This window comes from Gilliamella sp. Pra-s52, assembly GCF_009795805.1.
Taxonomy (GTDB): domain Bacteria; phylum Pseudomonadota; class Gammaproteobacteria; order Enterobacterales; family Orbaceae; genus Gilliamella.
The window spans coordinates 122812-144071 of sequence record NZ_WTEY01000002.1; the positions used below are offsets into that span (position 1 = coordinate 122812).

Consider the following 21260-nt stretch of genomic DNA (forward strand, 5'->3'; position numbering starts at 1 on the left):
TTTTTGACAAAATTTATAAACGCTATGTTTAAGATTTTTACTGAATGAATTTTAAAGGTAATTGATAATGAATGATTTTTTTATGGTTTTCTATAATTCGCCTCATTGGGTATTTATTGCCTTAGGAGGTTTACTGCTGATTGCAGAGTTACTTGGCACGGGTGGCTACGGGCTTTGGAGTGGAATTGCAGCCATTATTGTTGGTCTAATTGCTTGGGTTTTACCCCTTTCTTGGCCAACTTTGTGGATTTTATTTGCAATTCTAACGCTTGTATCTGCTTACCTTTGGTGGCTTTGGCTCAAAAAGCAAGGTAAAGATAAATCTAGTAAAGGCGAAATCAATCAACCACAACAAGATTTAATTGGTATTAAAACAGTTGTCACTGATGCTATTGTTAATGGTTCAGGTCGAGTAAAAATCAAAGATGGAACGTGGTCAGCTAGCTGTGATCAAGATTTAGATATTGGCCAAACAGTTGAAGTTATTGGTGTGAATGGTTTAACTTTGGATGTACTGCCTATAAATCATTAATATTATTCATTCTATTTGGTTATAAAAATAAACAGGACGCATTAACAATGCGTCTTTTTGTTATAAGAGCGAAAAATGAATGACAAAAAAATGATTTTCATTTGGGTAAATATTTGAAATCACCTTTTTCAATTCACTTAATGTCATATTCTCTTGTTTTGCGTGTTCTTCTGTTAATTGTTCAAGAGTAATTGGTGTAACGCTAATTATTTTTATAGTACAAAAATACCCATCAGTTTCAAAAGTTCCAACACGAAGCTTATCACCAACTTTAAAATGTGATTCACTTCTATCTCTGATAGTAATGACTTTTAGACCTGCTAATATATCAGACTTAAAACGTTGATAAAAAGTAATATCATTTTGCACGGTATCATCCTATGTAAAAAGTTAATTAGCTTTAGATTTTATTTTTACAACAGTATATAACCATTATTACCTAAAAAAATACTCAACAATAGACTTAAGATTGTTGAGTATAAAATAGCAAATTGATTCTAGATAATACGGCTAGGATACTATAATTAATAGTATCCTATTGCTTAGTATTTAATGCGACATCGATGTCTTCACGCCACCCTCAGGAATTGGCACATAAGCCGTTTCTTTATCTGTTCTTTGTTTATTATTGCGTACTTTTAACGCCGTTTTAATACCAAAGAAGATAATACCGTAAACAACCAATAAGAATAAGATACTTAAACCCGCATTGGTATAATTATTAATAACAATATGGTGCATATTATCAATTTGTTGTGCGGTTAAATCACTACCCTTAGCAATGCGACGATTGTATTCATTCGCTAAATAGAAGAAACCTTCTAATTGCGGGTTATTGCTAAATAATTTCAATGATAATGCCCATGTTGTACAAATCAATAACCAGATAGCCGGAATGATAGTTACCCAAATATATTGCGCTCGTTTCATTTTGATTAATACAACTGTTGCTAAGACTAATGCAACCGCGGCTAACATTTGGTTAGAAATACCAAATAATGGCCATAAGCTCTTAACGCCACCTAATGGATCAACTACACCTTGATAGAGTAAATAGCCCCACAAACCAACGCAACCAATTGTGCCAATAAAACCAGCAATAAGTGAGTCTGTTTTTTTCAAAAATGGAACAAAATTACCTAATAAATCTTGTAGCATAAAGCGGCCAGATCGGGTACCTGCATCAAGTGCTGTTAAAATAAATAGCGCTTCAAACAAAATACCAAAATGGTACCAAAAGCCCATATCTGCACCAGGTAGAATTTGATGGAACACATGCGCAATTCCTACTGCTAATGTTGGCGCACCGCCGGCACGATTTAGTACTGATGGTTCACCAATGTCTTTTGCGGTTTGGATAATTTGATCTGGAGAAATAACAAACCCCCAAGAGCTCACTGTTGCCGCAGCATGTGCTGTTACGTCTTGCAATTGAGCCATGATCATCGGCGCATCTTCAGTACCAAGTTTATGAAGATCAGGCATAGTAATACCTAATGCTGCAGGTGGTGTATTCATTGCAAAATAAAGACCAGGTTCAATAATTGACGCCGCAACCAAAGCCATCATAGCAACAAACGATTCCATCAACATTGCACCATAACCAATAAAACGGGCATCGTTTTCATTAGCAAGTAATTTAGGTGTAGTACCTGACGAAATTAATGCGTGGAAACCAGAAACTGCACCACAGGCAATAGTGATAAATAAGAATGGAAATAACGACCCTTTCCAAACAGGTCCTGTACCATCAACGTATTGTGTAACAGCTGGCATTTTTAAATCAGGATTTAAAATAACAATACCAATCGCTAAACCAACAATAACACCAATTTTTAGGAAAGTCGCCAAATAATCTCGTGGCGCTAAAATTAACCATACAGGTAACATTGCAGAAACCAATGCATAACCAACTAATACATAAGTAATCGTTGTTGCTTTGAAGGTTAAAGCTGGGCCCCAATATGCATCATGAGCAATAACACCACCAAACCAGATAGATAAAACAAGTAGTACAATACCAATAACAGATACTTCAGCTACTCTACCTGGTCGAATAAATCGCATGTAGATCCCCATAAACAGAGCAATCGGCACAGTTGAGCAAACTGTGAAAACACCCCATGGACTTTCCGCCAAGGCTTTAACCACAATTAGCGCCAATACAGCTAAAATGATCAACATAATTAAGAAGCAACCAAATAGCGCAATCGTGCCTGGTATTAGTCCCATTTCTTCTTTAATCATTTCACCTAAAGATGAGCCGTTACGACGAGAAGATAAAAATAGCACCATAAAATCTTGTACAGCACCAGCAAAAACAACACCAGCCAGTAACCAGAGCGTACCAGGTAGATAACCTACTTGCGCAGCAAGTACTGGACCGACTAAAGGTCCTGCACCTGCAATAGCGGCAAAATGGTGCCCAAACAATACATATTTATTTGTTGGAACGTAATTTAAACCGTCATTATTGAGGACTGCTGGAGTTGCACGAGTTGGATCTAATTGCATTACTTTTTTAGCAATATACAAGCTGTAGTATCGATATGCGACTAAGTAAATCGAAACCGCCGCCGCAACAATCCAAAGTGCACTAATATGTTCACCTCGCCGTAGTGCAACAACAGCTAAACAACATGCACCAACAAAAGCTAGGATGAACCATGGAATATGCTTAAAGATTTTATTATTCATAATGATTCTCTTTGTGATTTATAAGATTAATTAGTTTGTTACTTAGTACCATAATGCGTATTGTTAAAAGGCATTGTGACAAGATAAAACGGAAATTTTACCGATATCGAAACCTATTTTTCATACAAACTAAAGAAATAAGCAACAACTAAAGACCTTTTTGTGTTCAAGCGTATAGTAATTTTTTGTTTTTAAGAATGATAACAATATTTAGGTTATAGGTTAGATAAAGAGTATGAGTGGTTAAAATTGGCAACTTAGCGGTAAAAGAAATAGTAATAGGGCAAAAAGATATCAAGGTTATTATAATCCCAATAGCTCTTTAAGTGATTTTAAATAACGACGGCTAACTGGCACAGAAACATCGTTGATAAGAATAACATCAACCCCTCCAGTTTGATTAAAACGAATTTCTTTAAGTTTTTTCAGATTAATCAAATATTGCCGATGGCAACGGATCAGGTCCGTTTTATTCTCAAGAGTTTTTAATGTTAATTCGGTTAGATACTCATTATTTTCTTGATTAAATACATAAATACCACTTATTTTGGAGGAGACATAAAATACATCATCAAAATTCAATAAATAAATTCGGTTATGGCCAACACATGGGACATATTTTAGATTTTGATTAATGCCATTTAATTGATTGATATTTCCTGAAGAACAATGATTATGCAAACGATATAAAGTTTTGTTTAATCGTTCTTGTTCAACAGGCTTAAGCAAATAATCAAATGCTTGTTCTTCAAATGCTTTAACCGCAAATTCACCATAAGCTGTTAAAAACACAATTCTTGGCATAGTTTCAGGATCAAGCATTGATAACATTTCCATACCATCTATTTTAGGCATTTGGATATCTAAAAACACGACATCGGGTTGAAGTCGATGAATTGCACGAATCGCTTCAATTGCATTGTTACATTCAGCCACGATACTAATTTCAGGATCAGTTTCAAGCAAACAGCGTAAATTTTCACGGGCAAGTAATTCATCATCAACAATAATAACGTTTAACATTACGCACTGATATCCTCTTGTAAAGGTAGTATTAGCATAACTTTAGTATATTCATCAGGTTTACATACTATTTTTATACCATACTTTTCACCATAACGAATCTTAATTCGTTTATCAACTAAATTAAGCCCCAAACCTTTGGTATCTTTTTTATGTTCACGATAATGACCTGCATTATCGATCACTTCTAAAACCAATGATTGATCTGACTTATAAGCACAAATAGTTACATTACCATCACCAAGTAATTGAGATGTACCATGTTTAATAGCATTTTCAACAATCGGTTGCAATGAAAAAGCAGGCAATTGTGCATATTCTAGTTGAGGGGAAATATCAATTTTGATAGTTAACTGATCCATAAAACGCATTTTTTCAATTTGTAAATAAGCATTAACGTGTTCTATTTCATCTTTTAATGTAACAATTTCTTCTGTTCGTTTTAAATTTTTCCGGAAAAAGGTTGATAAGTTTTGTACTAATTGTGATGCCTGTGTTTTATCACGCCGAATAACCGCCAATAGTGTATTTAAGGCATTAAATAAGAAGTGAGGATTAACTTGCGCATGCAACAATTTAATTTCAGTTCTAGATAACAGTTGCTTATAGTGCTCATTTTGACCAGCCAAAATTTGTGCAGACAATAAACTTGCAATTCCTTCGCCAAGGGTTCGATTGATCGAACTAAATAACGTATTTTTTGCTTCATAAAGTTTAATTGTCCCCACAACAGTATTATTTTCTCCTCTCAAAGGAATCACGAGAGTCGATCCTAAACGACAGCTTTTATTGATTGAGCATTGATAAGGCTGATGAATGCCATCAAGATATTGCACTTCATTTTTCTCGATCGCTTCTAAAGTACTATTAGATGTTATCAATGTTCCAGGCAAATGATGGTCATCACCAATACCAATAAATGCGAGTATTTTTTCCCGATCGGTAATTGAAACAGCACCGATATCAAGTTCTTGATAAATAATATTGGCAACTTTAGTACTATTTTGCTGATTAAAACCATCACGCAACAAACCTTCGGTACTCACAGCGATTTTTAATGCCTTAGCTGAAAAAGCTGAAGTATAACGCTCAAACATCGCGCGTCTATCAAGTAAAATCCTCATAAACATCGCAGCACCAATACTATTGGCTACAATCATGGGAGCTGCAATGCTGCTAACAGCATGTAACACTACATCAAAAGGTCGAGAGATAAGTAAGACTAAGATCATTTCAAGCGATTCAACTAATAAACCTAACATACCAACTAAAAGTGGATTATAAATCAGATCAACACGCCCCTTTTTCATCAATACATAATGCAATAACCCACTAATTAACCCAATTAAAATAGTAGATAGCATACAACTCTCAGCTGTAATTCCCCCTAAAGTATAACGATGAATACCACTTGTGATCCCAACCAACAGACCAACGACAGGGCCACCAAGTAAACCGCCTAAAATAGCACCAATGGCTCGTGTATTGGCAATAGTGTCTTCAATATGCAGGCCAAAATAGGTACCCATAATACAAAATAATGAAAAAATGCAGTAACAAACTAATTTATGAGGCAAATGCACTGTCACTTGCATAAGCGGAATAACGATAGGTGTTTTACTTAGCAAATAAGCTATCACTAAATAAACACACATTTGTTGAAGAAGCTGTAAAATAAGATCAAATTCAAACATAATACTGACCACAGCAACAAAACCGTCGACAACTGTCGACGGAAATTAAAATTTATTTATCAAGCAAAGAGAAGGTTTTCTTATCTTGCGTTCTTGAATCACTACCAATAAACACATTAAATTTTCCTGGTTCTGCAACATATTCCATTTTATCATTCCAAAATTTTAACATGTCATATTTAATAACAAACTCAACTTCGCCTTTTTCATGAGGCTTTAAATTAATATTTTCAAAACCAATCAACTCTTTAACAGGGCGACTTACTGATGCTGTCACATCTTGCAAATAAAGTTGCACCGTTTGCATCCCTTCTTTATTACCGATATTTTCAACATTCACTTTAACAATAATTTCGCCATCTTTGTTCATTTCAGAACTCGATAATGAAAAGTCCATTGCAAAGTTGGTATAACTTAAACCAAAACCGAATGGAAATAACGGATCATTTGGACTATCAAAATACGACGTCGTATATTTGCCCATATTTTCAGTACCTCTTGGACGTCCTGTATTTAGATGACTATAATAAACAGGGATTTGTCCAACATTATCAGGAAAAGACATCGGCAACTTTCCTGAAGGGTTATAATCACCAAATAACACATCAGCAATAGCGTTACCACCTTCCGTTCCTAAAAACCACGTTTCAAGCATAGCATCAGCTTGTGCATATTCTTCAGATAACGTTAATGGACGACCATTCATTAAGACAATAACCAACGGTTTACCCGTTTTTTTCAATGCGTTAAGTAACTGTTTTTGGGTTGCGGGCAAAGAAAGATTTGTTCGACTTGATGATTCATGAGCCATACCTTCAGCTTCGCCAACAAAAGCAACTACAACATCCGATTTTTTAGCGATACCAATGGCTTCGGTAATCATTTGTTTCGCTGATCTATGATCAAATTTGGTGGTTTCTCCGTATAAATTTAAAAATCGATACAAATTTGCATCATCTGAAAGATTAGCACCAAATGCATAACTTACTGATTTTGAATTATTAACTGCACGTTTAATGCCTTCTAATGGCGTTACCGCCAAATTAGCACGCCCTGCTCCTGACCAACTACCTAAAATATCACGTTGTGAATCAGCTAATGGACCTATAACTGCAATTTTTTTATTCTTAGTTAATGGTAGAATTTCATTGTTATTTTTTAATAGAACAATGCTACGTCGAGCCACATCACGCGCTTCCTCACGATGCAAACGATCGTTAGCAAACATCGTTTCAATATTTAATTTCGGATCTAAATTGCGATAAGGATCACTAAATAACCCCATATCGTATTTTAACTCTAAAACATGACGGCAAGCTTGATTAATTTCATCTTCGGTAATCGCCCCTTCTTTAACTAATTCAGGTAAAAATTGTAAGAAGTATTCATCGTTCATACTAATATCAATACCCGCTTTAATCGCAACTCGCACGGCATCTTTCGGATCACTGGCCACACCATGATTAATCAGTTCACGTATCGCCCCGTGATCACTTACCACAACGCCATCAAAATGCCACTGATTACGTAATACTTCGGTTAATAACCAATGATTTGCCGTCGCAGGAATACCATTAACACTCACAAGCGAAACCATCACAGCACGGCTACCAGCATCAATTGCGGCTTTATAAGGCACAAGATACTCTTGGAACATTTTACGTTCACTCATATCCGTACTATTATATTCACGTCCGCCTTCAACTGCACCATAGAGTGCAAAGTGTTTTACTGTAGTAACTAGAGATTTTTTATCTGCAAGCGACTGCTTTTGCATTTTTTCAACAAAAATTCGTCCCGCCTCTGATGTCAAATAAGGATCTTCACCAAATCCTTCTGACACACGGCCCCACCTTGGATCGCGTGTAATATCAACCATCGGTGCCCAAGTAACGTTTAATCCATCCGATGTTGCTTCATCGGCTGATACTTCAGCAGCTTTAGCTATCGCACTACGATCCCACGTTGATGCAATACCTAAATTAATTGGAAACACGGTTCGATGACCGTGAATGATATCAAATCCAAAATAGAGAGGAATTTTATTAGGGGATTTTAAAGCACGTTCCTGCATTTGAGAAAGATCTGGCTCAACAATAGTATTAAAAATACCACCAATTTCACCTGCTTCGATTTGATCAAGTACTTTATTTAATGTTAGACCACCACCAACACTGACTAAACGCAGTTGCCCCACTTTTTCTTGGATCGTCATTTTTGATAATAGATTATCAATAAAGACTTTCTTTTCTGCGTTTGTTTTGCCATTTAGTTCTTGCGCAAATAAAGGACCAGAAAAGACAAGAAAAAATAAAAATAGAGCTAATTTTTTTATCATAATAAATATTGTTATAATTAAGAGGATAGACAAGTAAATAGCATAACGTATTCATCAAAAAAAATCTTGCTCTTTAAGCTACTTATGTATAAGTTTTAAAGCACTATCGTTTTATTTTATAAACAATCATGCTTAAAATGAGGCCTTTTCTTAATCTTTCTTTATTTTATTTAAAATTCTTTACAAAAATGAAGGTAAACAATTAGTTGGAAAAGATAATATTACCGATAAATATCGGCAATATTACTCACAAAAAGCATCAATCTCTAAAATTAGTAAATTGGAATGGTTGACCAAATTCGCCGTTTTTAACTAACGCCATCGTCGCTTGTAGGTCATCGCGTGATTTACCTGTCACACGAACTTGTTCGCCTTGCACTTGGGCTTGTACTTTAATTTTGCTGTCTTTAATTGCTTTTACAATTTTCTTAGCTAACTCTTTATCAATCCCCTGCTTAAGTTTAACCGTAATACTATAAAGCTTACCGCTGTGCTCCATTTCTTCAGGGATTTCAAGTGCACCACCATCAATACCACGTTTAGCAAGTTTATCTCGTAAGATATCAAGTAATTGTTGTACTTGGAAATCAGATTGGCTCGTTGCTTTAATCGTTTCATTTTTTTCATTTAACTCAAACGATGCTTCAACATTTTTAAAATCCCAACGGGTGGTTAGCTCTCGAGTAGCATTTTCAACGCCATTTTTAACTTCAGGCATTTGGATTTCAGAAACGATATCAAAAGAAGGCATAAATTCTCCTCTTCTAATGGTTATAAACTTAATGGTTATAAAATAATATTAAAACCGCCTAACAAGTTAAGCGGTTTAAAAAAACAAATGTAAAATTAATCAATAGTACGAAGTAATTCATTGATGCCAACTTTACCTAAAGTCTTAGCATCCACTTTTTTCACAATAACCGCACAATAGAGGCTATATTTACCATCTTTGGTTGGTAAATTACCAGAAACAACCACAGAACCTGCTGGCACACGTCCACAATGAACTTCACCCGTTGCACGATCGTAAATTTTAGTACTTTGACCAATAAACACGCCCATTGAAATTACGCTGCCTTCTTCAACAATTACACCTTCAACAATTTCACTGCGTGCACCAATAAAACAGTTATCTTCAATAATTGTTGGGTTAGCTTGTAACGGCTCTAAAACACCACCAATTCCCACACCACCTGACAGGTGAACATTTTTACCAATTTGTGCACAAGAACCAACAGTTACCCATGTATCAACCATAGTACCTTCATCAACATAAGCACCAATATTGACATAAGATGGCATTAATACAGTATTACGAGCAACATAAGCCCCTTTACGAGCAATAGCAGATGGAACAACACGGAAACCTTCTTGTTGGAATCTTGATTCGTCGTATTCAGCAAATTTTAATGGCACTTTGTCATAATAGTTAGTCGCCCCACCATTGATTAATTGGTTTTCGTTAATACGGAAAGAGAGCAAAACAGCCTTTTTTAACCATTGGTGAGTCACCCAATCGCCATTGATTTTTTCGGCGACACGCATCTTACCGCTGTCTAATAAAGCGATACATTGATTGATTGCATCACGAGTTACGGTATCCACATTTGATGGTGTAATTTCAGCACGTCGTTCAAATGCTGCTTCAATAATAGTTTGTAATTGTTGCATCTCAAGTTTCCTTTAACTTATAAATCCGTTGGCAAATAATAAATGAACAAACAGTATAATATAATCTTTCCTGCTTTTTAAGTGGTTTAATCAGATCGTCAAGATCAATATAAGAGCAATCCAAAACAATCGAAATGCTAGCAGATGCAATACAAATAATGGGAAAACACCTAAAATAAAAAATTCAATAAAATCAATAACTTTCCTGAACTGTTTTTAGTGCAATTCTTAACTAATTAATTTTATTAAAAGAAAAAATAAAACATTGTCGAAAAAAACATATTTTATTTGGATGATGCATCACAAATTTAGCATGTCAAATAAACAGTTATTTTATTCAAATATACACTACTTGCATCGTGATATTTACAAAGACAATCTTATGCAAGATTTGGGATTTTCATTACTGGAGTTGTTAATAACTGTCTGCATTAGTGCTATTTTAGCCGCTATTGGTATTGAGTATTGGAAAGAACAGCAACTTCAAAACGAGTTAGCATCTACAACGAAGCAACTTGCTTATTTTATATATGAAGTTCAAGTAAAAGCTTCAACTAAAAATGAAAATTATATTATTCACCAATTTACATCACCATGGTGCATCGCAATTACTCAAGATGAAAAACCCACCTCGTGTAATGAAGGTGTGCTTTATTTTATAAAACCAGATAATTCTGTTGAAATTAGTGAACTATCAAACAATAAAGACGCTTTAATTTTAGGACGCCGTAACTTAGCACAAACGATGTCTTTTCAATTAAAAAATAAAATAGGTACCAGCAGAGTTTTTGTTTCCTTTCTTGGGCGCATTCGTTTTTGCGCAGAAAACAGTCATATACCTGGCCTACCACCATGTTAAAAATAGCTGGATTTTCCTTATTTGAAATGCTTATTAGCATCATATTATCTAGCCTTATTATTATGGGAATGACGTCATTTTATATTCAATTACAAACCAATATTATGCAATATTACCAAAAAACACGTTTACAGCAGGCAATCGATCTTGGATTAGCTGGCATGAAAAAAGATATCAAGCGAGCAGGTTTCATTGCAAATGATCCTCAAAAAATGACAACCAAAGCGATTGAAATTAATGAACGGATGAAATGTATTATCCTTCGATATGACAGTGAAATCCGCAATTCTTGGGTTTGGAACATTGAAAACCCCATGAAATCAGATGTTTTTACCTATCGCTATAAAGAAAACAACATAGCCTATAGAACAGGATCATTAAATTGTTTTGGGAGAAAATGGGAAAACTTATTTGATTCAAACGAAATCAAAGTAATCGATTTTGCAATAAAACAGCTCCCCGATGCAATTAGTTTATCAATTACAGCAGAATTAATAAAAAATAAGCAAATTAAATATCACACCACTGAAATTATCAAAAATGAAAATCGATTTTAACTCAAACTCCGCCTCGTCTGGATTTAGCACCATTATGATGATGATCATTTTGATGGTTGTTGGGTTGGTGTTATTAATTGGTTTCAATTTACTTATTTGCTCGTGGCAAAAAGCCATCTTAATAGAAAATCAATATTATCGGCAATTTAATCAAGCTAATTCATCTTTAACTTGGGCAATAACTCAAAATTGGCAAGCCCCTAAGGCTAATTGGCATTGTATGACCGAACCAACGTATCATTTAAAGGCCTGTATAAAGCGATCTTTATTAAAAGTTGATAATTATGTATTAGTCCGAGGCGAAGCCGAAGATGAAGATTTTTTTCTATATACGCTTGCACATTTTGATAATAATCGATTGATTGTTGAAAAAGGCCATTGGCTCGACTATTGCCCTGAAAAAAAGGCTATTTATTGTGAATAATAAAAATTTTGCTGGCTTTAGTCTGATTGAAGTCATGATAGCTACACTACTATTTTCAATTATTATGTTGGGTTTTATTAATTACCAACAAACATTACTCAATAAACATCGCTACTTTGCCAACAATCTACGTGCCAATAAAATTGCGTTTCAGCTACTTGATAGTTATCCCTATACTAGCCACAAAATTATCCCTTCTGGTTGGCAATATAAGATCACAAACAAAATCTATAATGCCCAGTGTAAAATGGTGATGATAACAGTTAGCACACCGAATAAACAAGTCGCCAAGCAACAGCGCTTTTTTTGTGATTTACATTAATATTTATCAATTAAACATCATTTAGTCACCTAACCAGTTATGCAAAAGTTGTAAAACTTGTTGCGTTTTTTCGGCGTGGACATTGTGCCCTACTCCTTCAACCACTTCGATTTTCGCGTTAGGAAATTGATCAAAAATAGCTTGATAAGCATCATCCGTAATATAAGTTGAATTGCCACCTCGTATAAATAACGTTGGTTTTAACCAAGGCGAAATTATTTGCCAATCACAAATATGTTCATACTGATCATTAATAGCTTGAACATTAAATAACCAACGTTCATTTTTAAACGACTTTAATAAAAAAAGAATGATTGCATCATTAATGCCGGCTTGTTTCATCAAATCCATGATCTGTTTTTTATCGGTAATATGGTTTGTAAGACAATAAGTTAATACTCTTAGAATAATCGCATTGGCTGAGCGGTAATATTTTATCGGCGCAATATCAATTGCGGCTATTTTTTGAATATCATTAGAGAGCAGTTGTGACAATCGCAAAGCAACCTTTCCGCCCATAGAATGACCAATTAATATCATCTCTTTTAACTTTAAATCATGACAAAGTTCGGCCACATCTTCGGCCATCACTTGATAGTCCATTTTATCAGACCAAGGCGAATACCCATGATTACGCAAATCAACTTGCACGGTTTGATAATGCTTTGCAAACTCTTTTGCTAGCATATTTAAATTATCTAAACTACCAAAAACCCCATGCAAAAATACAATCGGTTGTCCATTACCCTGTAATCTATAGTTTAATTTCATATTTTAATTCAACTCATTATTTAAGTGGCATTATTATACGTCTATTTTCAATACCATCACCGATTAATTCAATAACCATAATTTGTATAAATATGATAGAATTTAACACCAACTTTTTAACTAGTGTTAAGCCATATGTTTCAAAATAATCCTCTACTTGCACAATTAAAACAAGAACTCCACGAACAGACCCCTCGCATTGAAGGTATTGTTCGAGCTCATGAAAAAGGATTTGGTTTTTTAGATACCGATAGTAAAAAAAGTTATTTTATCCCAGTTGCTAAAATGAAAACGGTTTGTAATGGCGATAAAGTTTCAGGATCAATTATCAGTAATAACGATAAAGAATTTTTTGAACCCGAATTATTGATCGAAAGTAGCTTACAAAAATTTATTGGCAAAATAGGCTTTCAAGATCGTGCAATGGTTGTTTACCCTGAAAACATGCCTACTCATTTTGCTATTCGTTGCAAAATAAACGAGCAGGTTAGTGAAAAACTAAAAGAAGGCGATTGGGTTGTTGCAACGTTACTTTCTCATCCTTTACAAAAAGAAACTAAACATTTTTTTGCCGAGGTTACTCGTTTTGTTGCCGACGGTAATTCACCTTATCAACTTTGGTTAAAAACTCTAGCACGCTATGATTTAGAAACACATTCCCCTCAAGCCAATGAATTAACTATTAGTGATATAGAACTTGATAACCGTCAAGATTTAACCGATATTCACTTTTTTACCATCGATAGTGAAAACACCGAAGATATGGATGATGCTATTGCGGTTTCTAAAGATGAACAGGGTTTTTATCAACTAATGGTTGCTATCGCTGATCCTACAGCTTATATCTTACAAGATAGCAAACTTGATAACGTGGCCAAAACTAGGAATTTTACCACTTATTTACCTGATTTTAATATCCCTATGCTTCCCAAAGAGCTCGCCAATGAACTCTGCTCATTAAAGGCCAATCAAAAACGCCCTGCAATGATCTGTAAAATGCGCATTGACAATATTGGCAATATTATTAACGATGATACAACCTTTATGCCGGCTTGGATCGAATCAAAGGCTAAGCTAGTTTATAATAATGTTTCTGATTTTTTAGAAAATAATGGCGAATTGGCAACCAGTGACCCTACTATTAAACAGCAACTTCATTGGTTAGCTGACTTAGCTAAAATTCGTATCACATGGCGACAAAACCATGCATTGGTTTTTAAAGATAACGGTGATTATTGTTTTGAACTAGATGAAAACCGCCAAGTAAAATCAATAATTAAAGAAACTCGTCGAATTGCTAATCATATCGTTGAAGAGGCCATGGTTCTTGCCAATCAGGCTTTAACGTTACAATTACAAACTAACATTGGTTTTGGGATTTTTAATATTCATTCTGGTTTTGATAATAAATATATCGAGCAAGTCGTAAAATTTTTAAACGACAACGGAATTTCTGAATTTGATAAAGAATCGCTATTATCCTTTGACGGTTATATTAAATTACGACGTATTATAGATAATGAACCATTTTTAGCAACCAAGCTTCGTAAGTTCCAAAGTCCTGCTGATTTTTCAATTGAACCACAACCCCATTTTGGCTTGGGCTTTGATGCCTATGCAACATGGACATCACCAATACGTAAATATGGCGATATGGTTAACCATCGATTAATAAAAGCATATATCCGCTCACAAGAATTAACTACGCCAGATAAAGAGCACCTAAAAAGTATGAATGAAAGGCGTAAAATGTTACGGCTTGCTGAACGTGATATGACCGAAAACCTTTATGCTCAATATTTAGCAAATAAAATCGATCAAAGTTACTCGGCTGAAATTGTCGATATCAATCGTGGCGGGGCACGTGTACGTTTATGCGATATCGGTGCCTTTGCTTTTGTGCCAATTTCAATGATTCACCCAATCAAGGAAGAGATTACACCATATCCAGATGAAGGCACTATCAAAATAAAAGATGAGGTGTGTTATAAACTTGCTGATATCGTTACTGTTATTATTCGCCAAGTTAAAAACCAAAATCAATCAATCATCGCCAAGTTTGCTGATGAAGGTAAAAAGTAAGTTTATTTTTATCTGAACTTACAGACTTTACCACCACTGCTTGCCCCGATATAAATCAGGGCAAGTCAAACCCAAATTAACAATATTTTTTAATCTTTCCCCCCCTTTTTTTTATTAAAAATATCTGCTATCTTTCACGGCTCAAAATGATAAATTTTAAAATCTGAATCAACAACAACTTGGGGGGCGATAATGTCAATTCATGGACATGAAGTATTGCGTATGATGGACGGAAATAGTTACACGGAAGCTTCCTTACTTAATGCTATCAACGACAAGTTTGGAGCAGATGCAAGGTTTCATACTTGTTCTCAATCTGACATGAATGCAGAGCAACTTACCACCTTTTTAAAAGCAAAAGGTAAATTTAAACCTTCTGTTGCTCATGAATCTGAATTTACAGTAGATAATAAAAAAATATGTAAACATTAAAAAAACAACTGTACCTAATATATAATACGCTTTTTATAAATTTAGTTTAATCTACTAGTGTTTTTGAAAAAATAAGAGTATATAATTTTTTGCAATAATAACCGTTAGTCGTATTATTATGGCTAATAATGCGATGATATTAAAAGTAGAGTTATTTACTTTAAAATTATATTCAAGAATATATTCATGGAATTTGATAAATGAAAATAAGTAATATCTTTATATGCACCATTGTTTCTATTCTTGTCGTAAGTTGTGCAAAAAAAAGTTTGCCAACAAAAACTAAGGAAGCGATTTCGCAAGCGGATCAAATATCTTTATTGAAACAAAAAACTGAAATTAACAACCCTTACGTTATTGATGCTAGAAATCAATTGATTCAATTTGTTGGCAGCAAAAACTTTGATAACTATATTATCAAACATGGCATTTTAAATTGTCAAAGTAATAACAATCAGTCATCTTGTGTCTTGAACTTTTACCTGAATGAATATTATAAGTTAAAGTACGATATGCAACTCAAAAAAGTAGTTGAGGAAAATCAAGCTGAACATAATATTGAACTAAAAAAGATAAGAGTAACTGAAAACAATATTAAAAACTATTGTCAATACTCCGCTGATTTTGTTACTGCAATTTATACGAAAGATACAAATAAAATAACCCAGTATTTTCAACCGAAATTTAAAATGTCTGCTCAAGACATATTATCTTTACAAACAAAGATAGCCAAGGATAACTATTCTCTATTTCTGATCGAAGAAAACCCTAGCATCCTTCAAGAAATGAAAGCTGATTATGTTGAAGAATGCTTGAATAACCCAAAAGATAATATTATCAACTACTTTAATATTTTTAGATAATAATGCGAGTCTTTATGTACAATTTATTACCCAATAATTCGTTTAATAAAAAACTAATTTACAAGGCGCTTTGTGTGGCTTGCGTTTCTTGCATTAGCTTTTCTTCGTGGGCTTTTTCATTTGATGATGTGATTGCAAAAGCTGAAAAATTATCAAAAAAAAATTACGTTCAACCGTCTAAAAATATTCCCAATGAATTGGCATCTTTGCAATTTGTGGATTATCAAAAAATTTTATTTAATCATCAAAAGGCTTACTGGGGAGATCGAAAGAGCCGTTTTAAACTTGAATTTTATCACGAAGGAATGTACTTTGATGTTCCAATAAAAATTAATGAAATTGTTGATAATCAAGTTAATCCAATCCAATATGACCCTAGCTATTTTGATCTAAGCCAAATCAATCTTGATAAACTTGAAACTAAAAACCTTGGCTTTGCAGGCTTTAAAATTCATTATCCAATCAATAACCCAACAAAAACTGACGATGAAATATTTTCAGCTCTCGGAGGTAGTTATTTTCGTGCCGTAGGTAAAGATCAACACTATGGTCTTTCAGCTAGAGGGCTTGCCATTGATACGGGGGAAATGTCGGGTGAAGAGTTCCCTCGTTTTAAAGAGTATTGGATTGAAAGACCGCAAGCCAATCAAAAACACTTAGTTATTTATGCTTTGCTCGACTCACCAAGTGTCACCGGTGCTTATAAAATTACACTGATTCCAAGTGTGGATACGACTATCACAATGCAAGCAAAAATCTTTTTCCGTAATTCGGTAAAAAAATTGGGTATTGCCCCATTAACTAGTATGTTTTTATTTGGACCTAATCAACCCTCTCCATTACTAAACTATCGTCCAGCTATGCATGATTCTAATGGTCTGTCAATTTTAGCTAATAATAACGAGTGGATCTGGCGTCCATTAAATAATCCTAAGCGTTTATCGTTTTCATCCTATAGCTTAGAGAACCCCAAAGCGTTCGGTTTAATTCAGCGAGATAAAGGCTTTGATGATTATCAAGATCTTGATGATCACTATGAAAAACGACCAAGCGTCTGGACTGAAATTTTGGGAAATTGGGGAAAAGGTCGAGTTGAATTAGTTGAAATTCCAACCGCTGACGAAACTAACGATAATATCGTTGCATTTTGGGTGCCTGAAAAGCAATACAAAGAGGGCGATATGCTTGACATAAAATATCGCTTACATTATTCATTAAATGAAAATAAGCGTTATCCTAACGATGTTGCAAGAGCGGTTAGCACACGTTTATCGCTTGGTGATATAAAACAAGCCAATCTGATTCGTAAACTTGACGGTTCTAATGCTTATGTAATCGACTTTGCAGGCCCTGAGTTATCAGAAAAATTGCCAGTTAAAGTAATTTCAAGTATGAACAATGGTTCTATAGTCAGTTCTGAGGCACAATATAATCCGGAAATTAAAGGCTGGCGGGTCATTGTTCGCTTCAATGTTGAAGACAGTAAAAAAGCAACTGATATTCGCGTGCAACTCGCTTCGCAAGAAACCAATAAAGTGATTTCTGAAACGTGGAGTGGGCAATATCCCGCACAATAATTATTATAATATGATAAAAATATGAAAAAAGATTACTTTGCCAATCTTTCTGACGCTGAGCTTTGGCGTCAGAAATCAGAAAACAATGCAATATCGCCTGACGATGTCAATTTTTTAAAATATCGTTTAAATCAAGTCGGTGACACTACTTCTTTTATTGATGAGCGAAGGCAACAGCCAAGTTACCCTGAAGTTGACCGTGTTTCAATTCAACCTCAAATCTGGAACCAACGCTATACCGCCAAGTCAAAACATGGCATCAATATTCTTGCCATCATTCGTCGTCTTATTATGTTTGCACTTATTGCCGTACAAACATATTACGGAACCACTTACCTTGCTTCTTTACTACCTTATCAAAGTTGGCAAAAAATCAATTTTATGGCCAATTGGGATATCAATCCTGAATTAGCCATTTACAGCATAATACCTTATATTATACAAGGTGCAATTATAGTCCTATTTGCTATTTTATTTTTCTGGATTTCAATTGGTTTTTGGACCAGCATTATGGGGCTAATATTAGCGGTAATGGGTAAAGACCGTTATACTATTGCTATTCCTAATGATCCAGCATCACATATTGATACTAAACATCGAACTGCACTTGTTATGCCAATTTGCAATGAAGATGTCGCTCGAGTATTTGCGGGATTGCAAGCCACTTATCAATCCTTGGTTGAAACAGGTCATGCGGCTTGTTGTGATTTTTATATTTTAAGTGATACAAATGATCCCGATCTTTATGTAAACGAACTTAAAGCATGGGCTGAATTTAATGCGACAAAACAACAAAATGGCTGCAATATTTTTTATCGTCATCGCAAACGCCGAGTTAAACGTAAAAGTGGTAATATTGATGATTTTTGCCGTCGTTGGGGGCATCAATACGAATACATGATGATCCTTGATGCCGACAGCATTATGACAGGTGATTGTATATTAAAAATGATCGCCATGATGGAAATGAACCCTAAAGCCGGCATTTTGCAATCACCGCCAAAATCGGTCAGAATGACGACACTTTACGGAAGGATTCAGCAATTTGCCAACCAGATTTATAGTGATATATTTTGCTCTGGCACACACTTTTGGCAGCTAAGCGAAGCACAATATTGGGGACACAATGCAATGATTCGCTTAAAACCTTTTATTGAGCATTGCATACTATCGCCACTGCAAAAACGAAAAGGTCCAATACACATCTTATCGCACGATCTGGTTGAAGCAACACTAATGCGCCGTGCTGGTTATGGCGTTTGGATTGCTTATAATATGAATGGTAGTTACGAAGAACTACCTGGTAATATGATTGAAGATCTTAAACGTGATAACCGCTGGTGTATGGGTAATTTAATCAATCTAAGACTAATCTTTAAAAGTGGCATAAAATTAACACACCGAGTCATGTTTGCAACCAGTGGTATGGCGTATATTTCATCATTATTGTGGTTAGTGTTTTTAATATTTTCAACACTATTGTTATTGGTATTTAATATTTCTGAGCCTCAATATTTTTTCCAACCAAACCAATTTTATCCAACTTGGCCTAGATGGGATGAACAATTGGCGATTCAGCTACTGTCCACCACCATGGTTTTGCTATTTGCACCAAAATTCTTTAGCTATGGCATTATTATAGCCCGAACTGGGGCAAAAGATGTTGGTGGCATATTTAAATTAACTTTATCAATATTTATTGAAATGATTTGGTCAATGATCTTAGCACCAATACGTATGATCTTTCATAGTAAATTTGTACTTAAAGCATGGATGGGAAGTAAAATTCAATGGAAATCACCATCTCGAAGTGACGATGCATTAACATGGGGCGAGTCATGTTATTTTTGTTGGCCACTATCATTATTAGGTATTGTGTGGTTATGGGTGATTATCTGGTTAAATCCACAATTTACTTATTGGTATATTGCCATATTAATACCTTTAACTATTTCCCCTTTAGTGATTAGAGTATCAGGACTTTCAAGTATTGGTATGAAAGCCCAAAAATTAGGATTATTTTTAACACCGGAAGAAACCCACCCTGCAAAAGCAGTCACACTGACGGGTGAATATCTAGTTAAAACCGAAGCGGCTTTTATGCAACACGGTTTTGTGATGGCGTTAGTCGATCCTATCTATAATGCGCTTGCTTGTGCATTATCAACATCACGGCATCGAGTTAATAATAAAAACCAACAAAAACGCAATGAGCTTATTGCTCAGTATCAACAAATAGATTTAGAAAAAATAAGTAAAGAACAACAGTTAGCGATTTTAGAAGATCCTATTATTCTTTCAACTTTACATCGTCATATTTGGCAACAGCAAGAAAAATACGACAATCTATTCACTTTATGGCAAAATGAACGCCAACAATAAAAAATAGGGCTATTGCCCTATTTTCTTTTTTAGTAATAATCAAATTCCATGGATATTTTTTATGACTTGGCAACCTTCTGCATCTATTAACAATTTACTTAAGCGCGCAAAAATTACTTCTCAAGTACGGCAATTTTTTGCTGATCGCTGTATATTAGAAGTCGAAACGCCGACCTTAAGCCAATATGCTGTAACAGACGTATATTTAAGTTCTTTCCACACTACATATTTAAAACCAGGGGAACTCGACGAACAACAAGGGCAAAAAATGTCATTAATTACTAGCCCTGAATACCATATGAAGCGTTTACTTGCCGCTGGTAGTGGTCCTATTTATCAAATATGCAAATGTTTCCGCAATCATGAAGTAACCAGTCGTTATCATAATCCTGAATTTACCATGCTTGAATGGTATCGTATCCAATTTGATATGATGCAAATGATCAATGAAGTCGATGACTTACTACAAACCATTCTAGATTGTGAACCTGCTGAACGAATTTCTTATCAAAAGGCATTTCAGCGTCATCTTAATATCGACCCTTTAGAAGCGGATCATACAACGTTAATCAATGCTGCCAAACAACTTGATATTGGGATTAATACAGATAGTTATGATAAAGATGGATTACTCCAATGCTTATTTACTTTTGGCGTTGAACCCCATATAGGTAAAGATAAACCTGTTGCAGTATTTAACTTTCCGGCATCACAAGCCGCATTAGCCGCTATCAGCACAGAAGATCATCGTGTTGCTAGCCGTTTTGAGTTTTATTATAAAGGTGTTGAACTTGCCAATGGTTTTAAAGAACTCACTAACCCACAAGAACAACGCATGCGTTTTGAACAAAATAATTTAGATCGCGCTAACCAAAATCTACCGCCACAAAATATTGATATTGAGCTACTAGCCGCAATGGAAGCAGGACTACCAGACTGTGCAGGCGTTGCCGTAGGGTTAGATCGTTTAATTATGCTCGCCTTAGAAAGCAACAACTTAGATGACGTCATTTCATTTACTTTTGAAAGGGCTTAA

General features: G+C 34.8%; 19 protein-coding genes. 11 read left to right on the top strand and 8 right to left on the bottom strand.

The genetic code is table 11. From position 1 onward, the window contains the following. Positions 1–67: 67 nt before the first annotated feature. A complete protein-coding gene (locus tag GQ594_RS02695) occupies positions 68–532 on the top strand; it encodes an NfeD family protein (protein WP_202112437.1) in 465 nt (154 codons plus the stop codon). A 60-nt stretch (positions 533–592) separates the two neighbouring features. On the opposite strand, the gene yqfB is transcribed toward GQ594_RS02695, so the two are convergent. From yqfB to dapD, 7 genes are all read right to left on the bottom strand, one after another. Continuing rightward, positions 593–901, bottom strand: coding sequence for a N(4)-acetylcytidine aminohydrolase (yqfB, locus tag GQ594_RS02700; RefSeq protein ID WP_160411346.1), 309 nt, complete (start codon positions 899–901; stop codon positions 593–595). Between the two features lie 180 nt (positions 902–1081). After that, positions 1082–3232 carry a carbon starvation CstA family protein gene (locus tag GQ594_RS02705; protein ID WP_160411474.1) on the bottom strand — a complete coding sequence of 717 codons (2151 nt, stop codon included), beginning with the start codon at positions 3230–3232 and terminating at the stop codon, positions 1082–1084. A 300-nt stretch (positions 3233–3532) separates the two neighbouring features. Then, positions 3533–4252 (bottom strand): two-component system response regulator BtsR, encoded by a 720-nt coding sequence (gene btsR / locus GQ594_RS02710; RefSeq protein ID WP_160411347.1) that lies wholly within the window; start codon positions 4250–4252, stop codon positions 3533–3535. Continuing rightward, positions 4252–5946 carry a sensor histidine kinase gene (locus GQ594_RS02715; protein WP_160411348.1) on the bottom strand — a complete coding sequence of 565 codons (1695 nt, stop codon included), beginning with the start codon at positions 5944–5946 and terminating at the stop codon, positions 4252–4254. Before GQ594_RS02715 ends, btsR begins: the two co-directional genes overlap by 1 nt. Positions 5947–5998: 52 nt before the next feature. Beyond that, positions 5999–8284, bottom strand: coding sequence for a beta-glucosidase BglX (gene bglX, locus GQ594_RS02720; protein ID WP_160411349.1), 2286 nt, complete (start codon positions 8282–8284; stop codon positions 5999–6001). 259 nt (positions 8285–8543) lie between these two features. Further along, positions 8544–9035 (bottom strand): YajQ family cyclic di-GMP-binding protein, encoded by a 492-nt coding sequence (locus GQ594_RS02725; protein WP_160400441.1) that lies wholly within the window; start codon positions 9033–9035, stop codon positions 8544–8546. Between the two features lie 95 nt (positions 9036–9130). Further along, positions 9131–9955, bottom strand: coding sequence for a 2,3,4,5-tetrahydropyridine-2,6-dicarboxylate N-succinyltransferase (gene dapD / locus GQ594_RS02730; protein ID WP_160411350.1), 825 nt, complete (start codon positions 9953–9955; stop codon positions 9131–9133). Positions 9956–10268: 313 nt separating this feature from the next. Between dapD and GQ594_RS02735 the strand changes: the two genes are divergently transcribed. From GQ594_RS02735 to GQ594_RS02750, 4 genes are read left to right on the top strand one after another with little or no spacing between them, the layout of a single operon-like run. Beyond that, on the top strand, positions 10269–10814 hold the full coding sequence (locus GQ594_RS02735; protein WP_160411351.1) for a prepilin-type N-terminal cleavage/methylation domain-containing protein: 546 nt from the start codon (positions 10269–10271) through the stop codon (positions 10812–10814). After that, a complete protein-coding gene (locus GQ594_RS02740) occupies positions 10808–11371 on the top strand; it encodes a prepilin peptidase-dependent protein (protein WP_160411352.1) in 564 nt (187 codons plus the stop codon). Before GQ594_RS02735 ends, GQ594_RS02740 begins: the two co-directional genes overlap by 7 nt. Continuing rightward, on the top strand, positions 11355–11795 hold the full coding sequence (locus GQ594_RS02745) for a DUF2509 family protein (protein ID WP_160411353.1): 441 nt from the start codon (positions 11355–11357) through the stop codon (positions 11793–11795). The genes GQ594_RS02740 and GQ594_RS02745 overlap by 17 nt, the downstream gene beginning before the upstream one ends. After that, the gene (locus GQ594_RS02750; RefSeq protein WP_160411354.1) at positions 11788–12117 is read left to right on the top strand and encodes a prepilin-type N-terminal cleavage/methylation domain-containing protein; all 330 of its coding nucleotides are present in this window, start codon (positions 11788–11790) and stop codon (positions 12115–12117) included. The genes GQ594_RS02745 and GQ594_RS02750 overlap by 8 nt, the downstream gene beginning before the upstream one ends. Before the next feature lie 21 nt (positions 12118–12138). Here the strand turns inward: GQ594_RS02750 and GQ594_RS02755 are convergent, their stop codons facing one another. Further along, positions 12139–12888, bottom strand: coding sequence for an alpha/beta fold hydrolase (locus GQ594_RS02755; protein WP_160411355.1), 750 nt, complete (start codon positions 12886–12888; stop codon positions 12139–12141). A 135-nt stretch (positions 12889–13023) separates the two neighbouring features. Here GQ594_RS02755 and GQ594_RS02760 point away from each other — a divergent pair, with 135 nt between their 5' ends. From GQ594_RS02760 to epmA, 6 genes are all read left to right on the top strand, one after another. Then, the gene (locus GQ594_RS02760) at positions 13024–14970 is read left to right on the top strand and encodes an exoribonuclease II (RefSeq protein WP_160411356.1); all 1947 of its coding nucleotides are present in this window, start codon (positions 13024–13026) and stop codon (positions 14968–14970) included. Between the two features lie 192 nt (positions 14971–15162). Beyond that, complete coding sequence (locus tag GQ594_RS02765; RefSeq protein WP_202112439.1) at positions 15163–15402, top strand: YecH family metal-binding protein; 240 nt, start codon at positions 15163–15165, stop codon at positions 15400–15402. Between the two features lie 200 nt (positions 15403–15602). After that, on the top strand, positions 15603–16265 hold the full coding sequence (locus GQ594_RS02770; protein ID WP_160411357.1) for a hypothetical protein: 663 nt from the start codon (positions 15603–15605) through the stop codon (positions 16263–16265). A 14-nt stretch (positions 16266–16279) separates the two neighbouring features. Then, a complete protein-coding gene (locus GQ594_RS02775) occupies positions 16280–17842 on the top strand; it encodes a glucan biosynthesis protein G (protein WP_160411358.1) in 1563 nt (520 codons plus the stop codon). A 21-nt stretch (positions 17843–17863) separates the two neighbouring features. Continuing rightward, positions 17864–20224 carry a glucans biosynthesis glucosyltransferase MdoH gene (gene mdoH / locus GQ594_RS02780; RefSeq protein ID WP_160411359.1) on the top strand — a complete coding sequence of 787 codons (2361 nt, stop codon included), beginning with the start codon at positions 17864–17866 and terminating at the stop codon, positions 20222–20224. 61 nt (positions 20225–20285) lie between these two features. Further along, positions 20286–21260 (top strand): elongation factor P--(R)-beta-lysine ligase, encoded by a 975-nt coding sequence (gene epmA, locus GQ594_RS02785; RefSeq protein ID WP_160411360.1) that lies wholly within the window; start codon positions 20286–20288, stop codon positions 21258–21260.

Excerpts from the sequence above, each read along its gene's own strand:
- GQ594_RS02695 (WP_202112437.1), top strand. The coding sequence starts at position 68 with ATGAATGATTTTTTTATGGTTTTCTATAATTCGCCTCATTGGGTATTT.
- GQ594_RS02725 (WP_160400441.1), bottom strand. The coding sequence starts at position 9,035 with ATGCCTTCTTTTGATATCGTTTCTGAAATCCAAATGCCTGAAGTTAAA.
- GQ594_RS02745 (WP_160411353.1), top strand. The coding sequence starts at position 11,355 with ATGAAAATCGATTTTAACTCAAACTCCGCCTCGTCTGGATTTAGCACC.
- GQ594_RS02765 (WP_202112439.1), top strand. The coding sequence starts at position 15,163 with ATGTCAATTCATGGACATGAAGTATTGCGTATGATGGACGGAAATAGT.
- btsR (WP_160411347.1), bottom strand. The coding sequence starts at position 4,252 with ATGTTAAACGTTATTATTGTTGATGATGAATTACTTGCCCGTGAAAAT.
- GQ594_RS02770 (WP_160411357.1), top strand. The coding sequence starts at position 15,603 with ATGAAAATAAGTAATATCTTTATATGCACCATTGTTTCTATTCTTGTC.
- mdoH (WP_160411359.1), top strand. The coding sequence starts at position 17,864 with ATGAAAAAAGATTACTTTGCCAATCTTTCTGACGCTGAGCTTTGGCGT.
- GQ594_RS02715 (WP_160411348.1), bottom strand. The coding sequence starts at position 5,946 with ATGTTTGAATTTGATCTTATTTTACAGCTTCTTCAACAAATGTGTGTT.
- GQ594_RS02760 (WP_160411356.1), top strand. The coding sequence starts at position 13,024 with ATGTTTCAAAATAATCCTCTACTTGCACAATTAAAACAAGAACTCCAC.
- bglX (WP_160411349.1), bottom strand. The coding sequence starts at position 8,284 with ATGATAAAAAAATTAGCTCTATTTTTATTTTTTCTTGTCTTTTCTGGT.
- dapD (WP_160411350.1), bottom strand. The coding sequence starts at position 9,955 with ATGCAACAATTACAAACTATTATTGAAGCAGCATTTGAACGACGTGCT.
- GQ594_RS02775 (WP_160411358.1), top strand. The coding sequence starts at position 16,280 with ATGTACAATTTATTACCCAATAATTCGTTTAATAAAAAACTAATTTAC.
- GQ594_RS02755 (WP_160411355.1), bottom strand. The coding sequence starts at position 12,888 with ATGAAATTAAACTATAGATTACAGGGTAATGGACAACCGATTGTATTT.
- epmA (WP_160411360.1), top strand. The coding sequence starts at position 20,286 with ATGACTTGGCAACCTTCTGCATCTATTAACAATTTACTTAAGCGCGCA.
- GQ594_RS02735 (WP_160411351.1), top strand. The coding sequence starts at position 10,269 with ATGTCAAATAAACAGTTATTTTATTCAAATATACACTACTTGCATCGT.
- GQ594_RS02740 (WP_160411352.1), top strand. The coding sequence starts at position 10,808 with ATGTTAAAAATAGCTGGATTTTCCTTATTTGAAATGCTTATTAGCATC.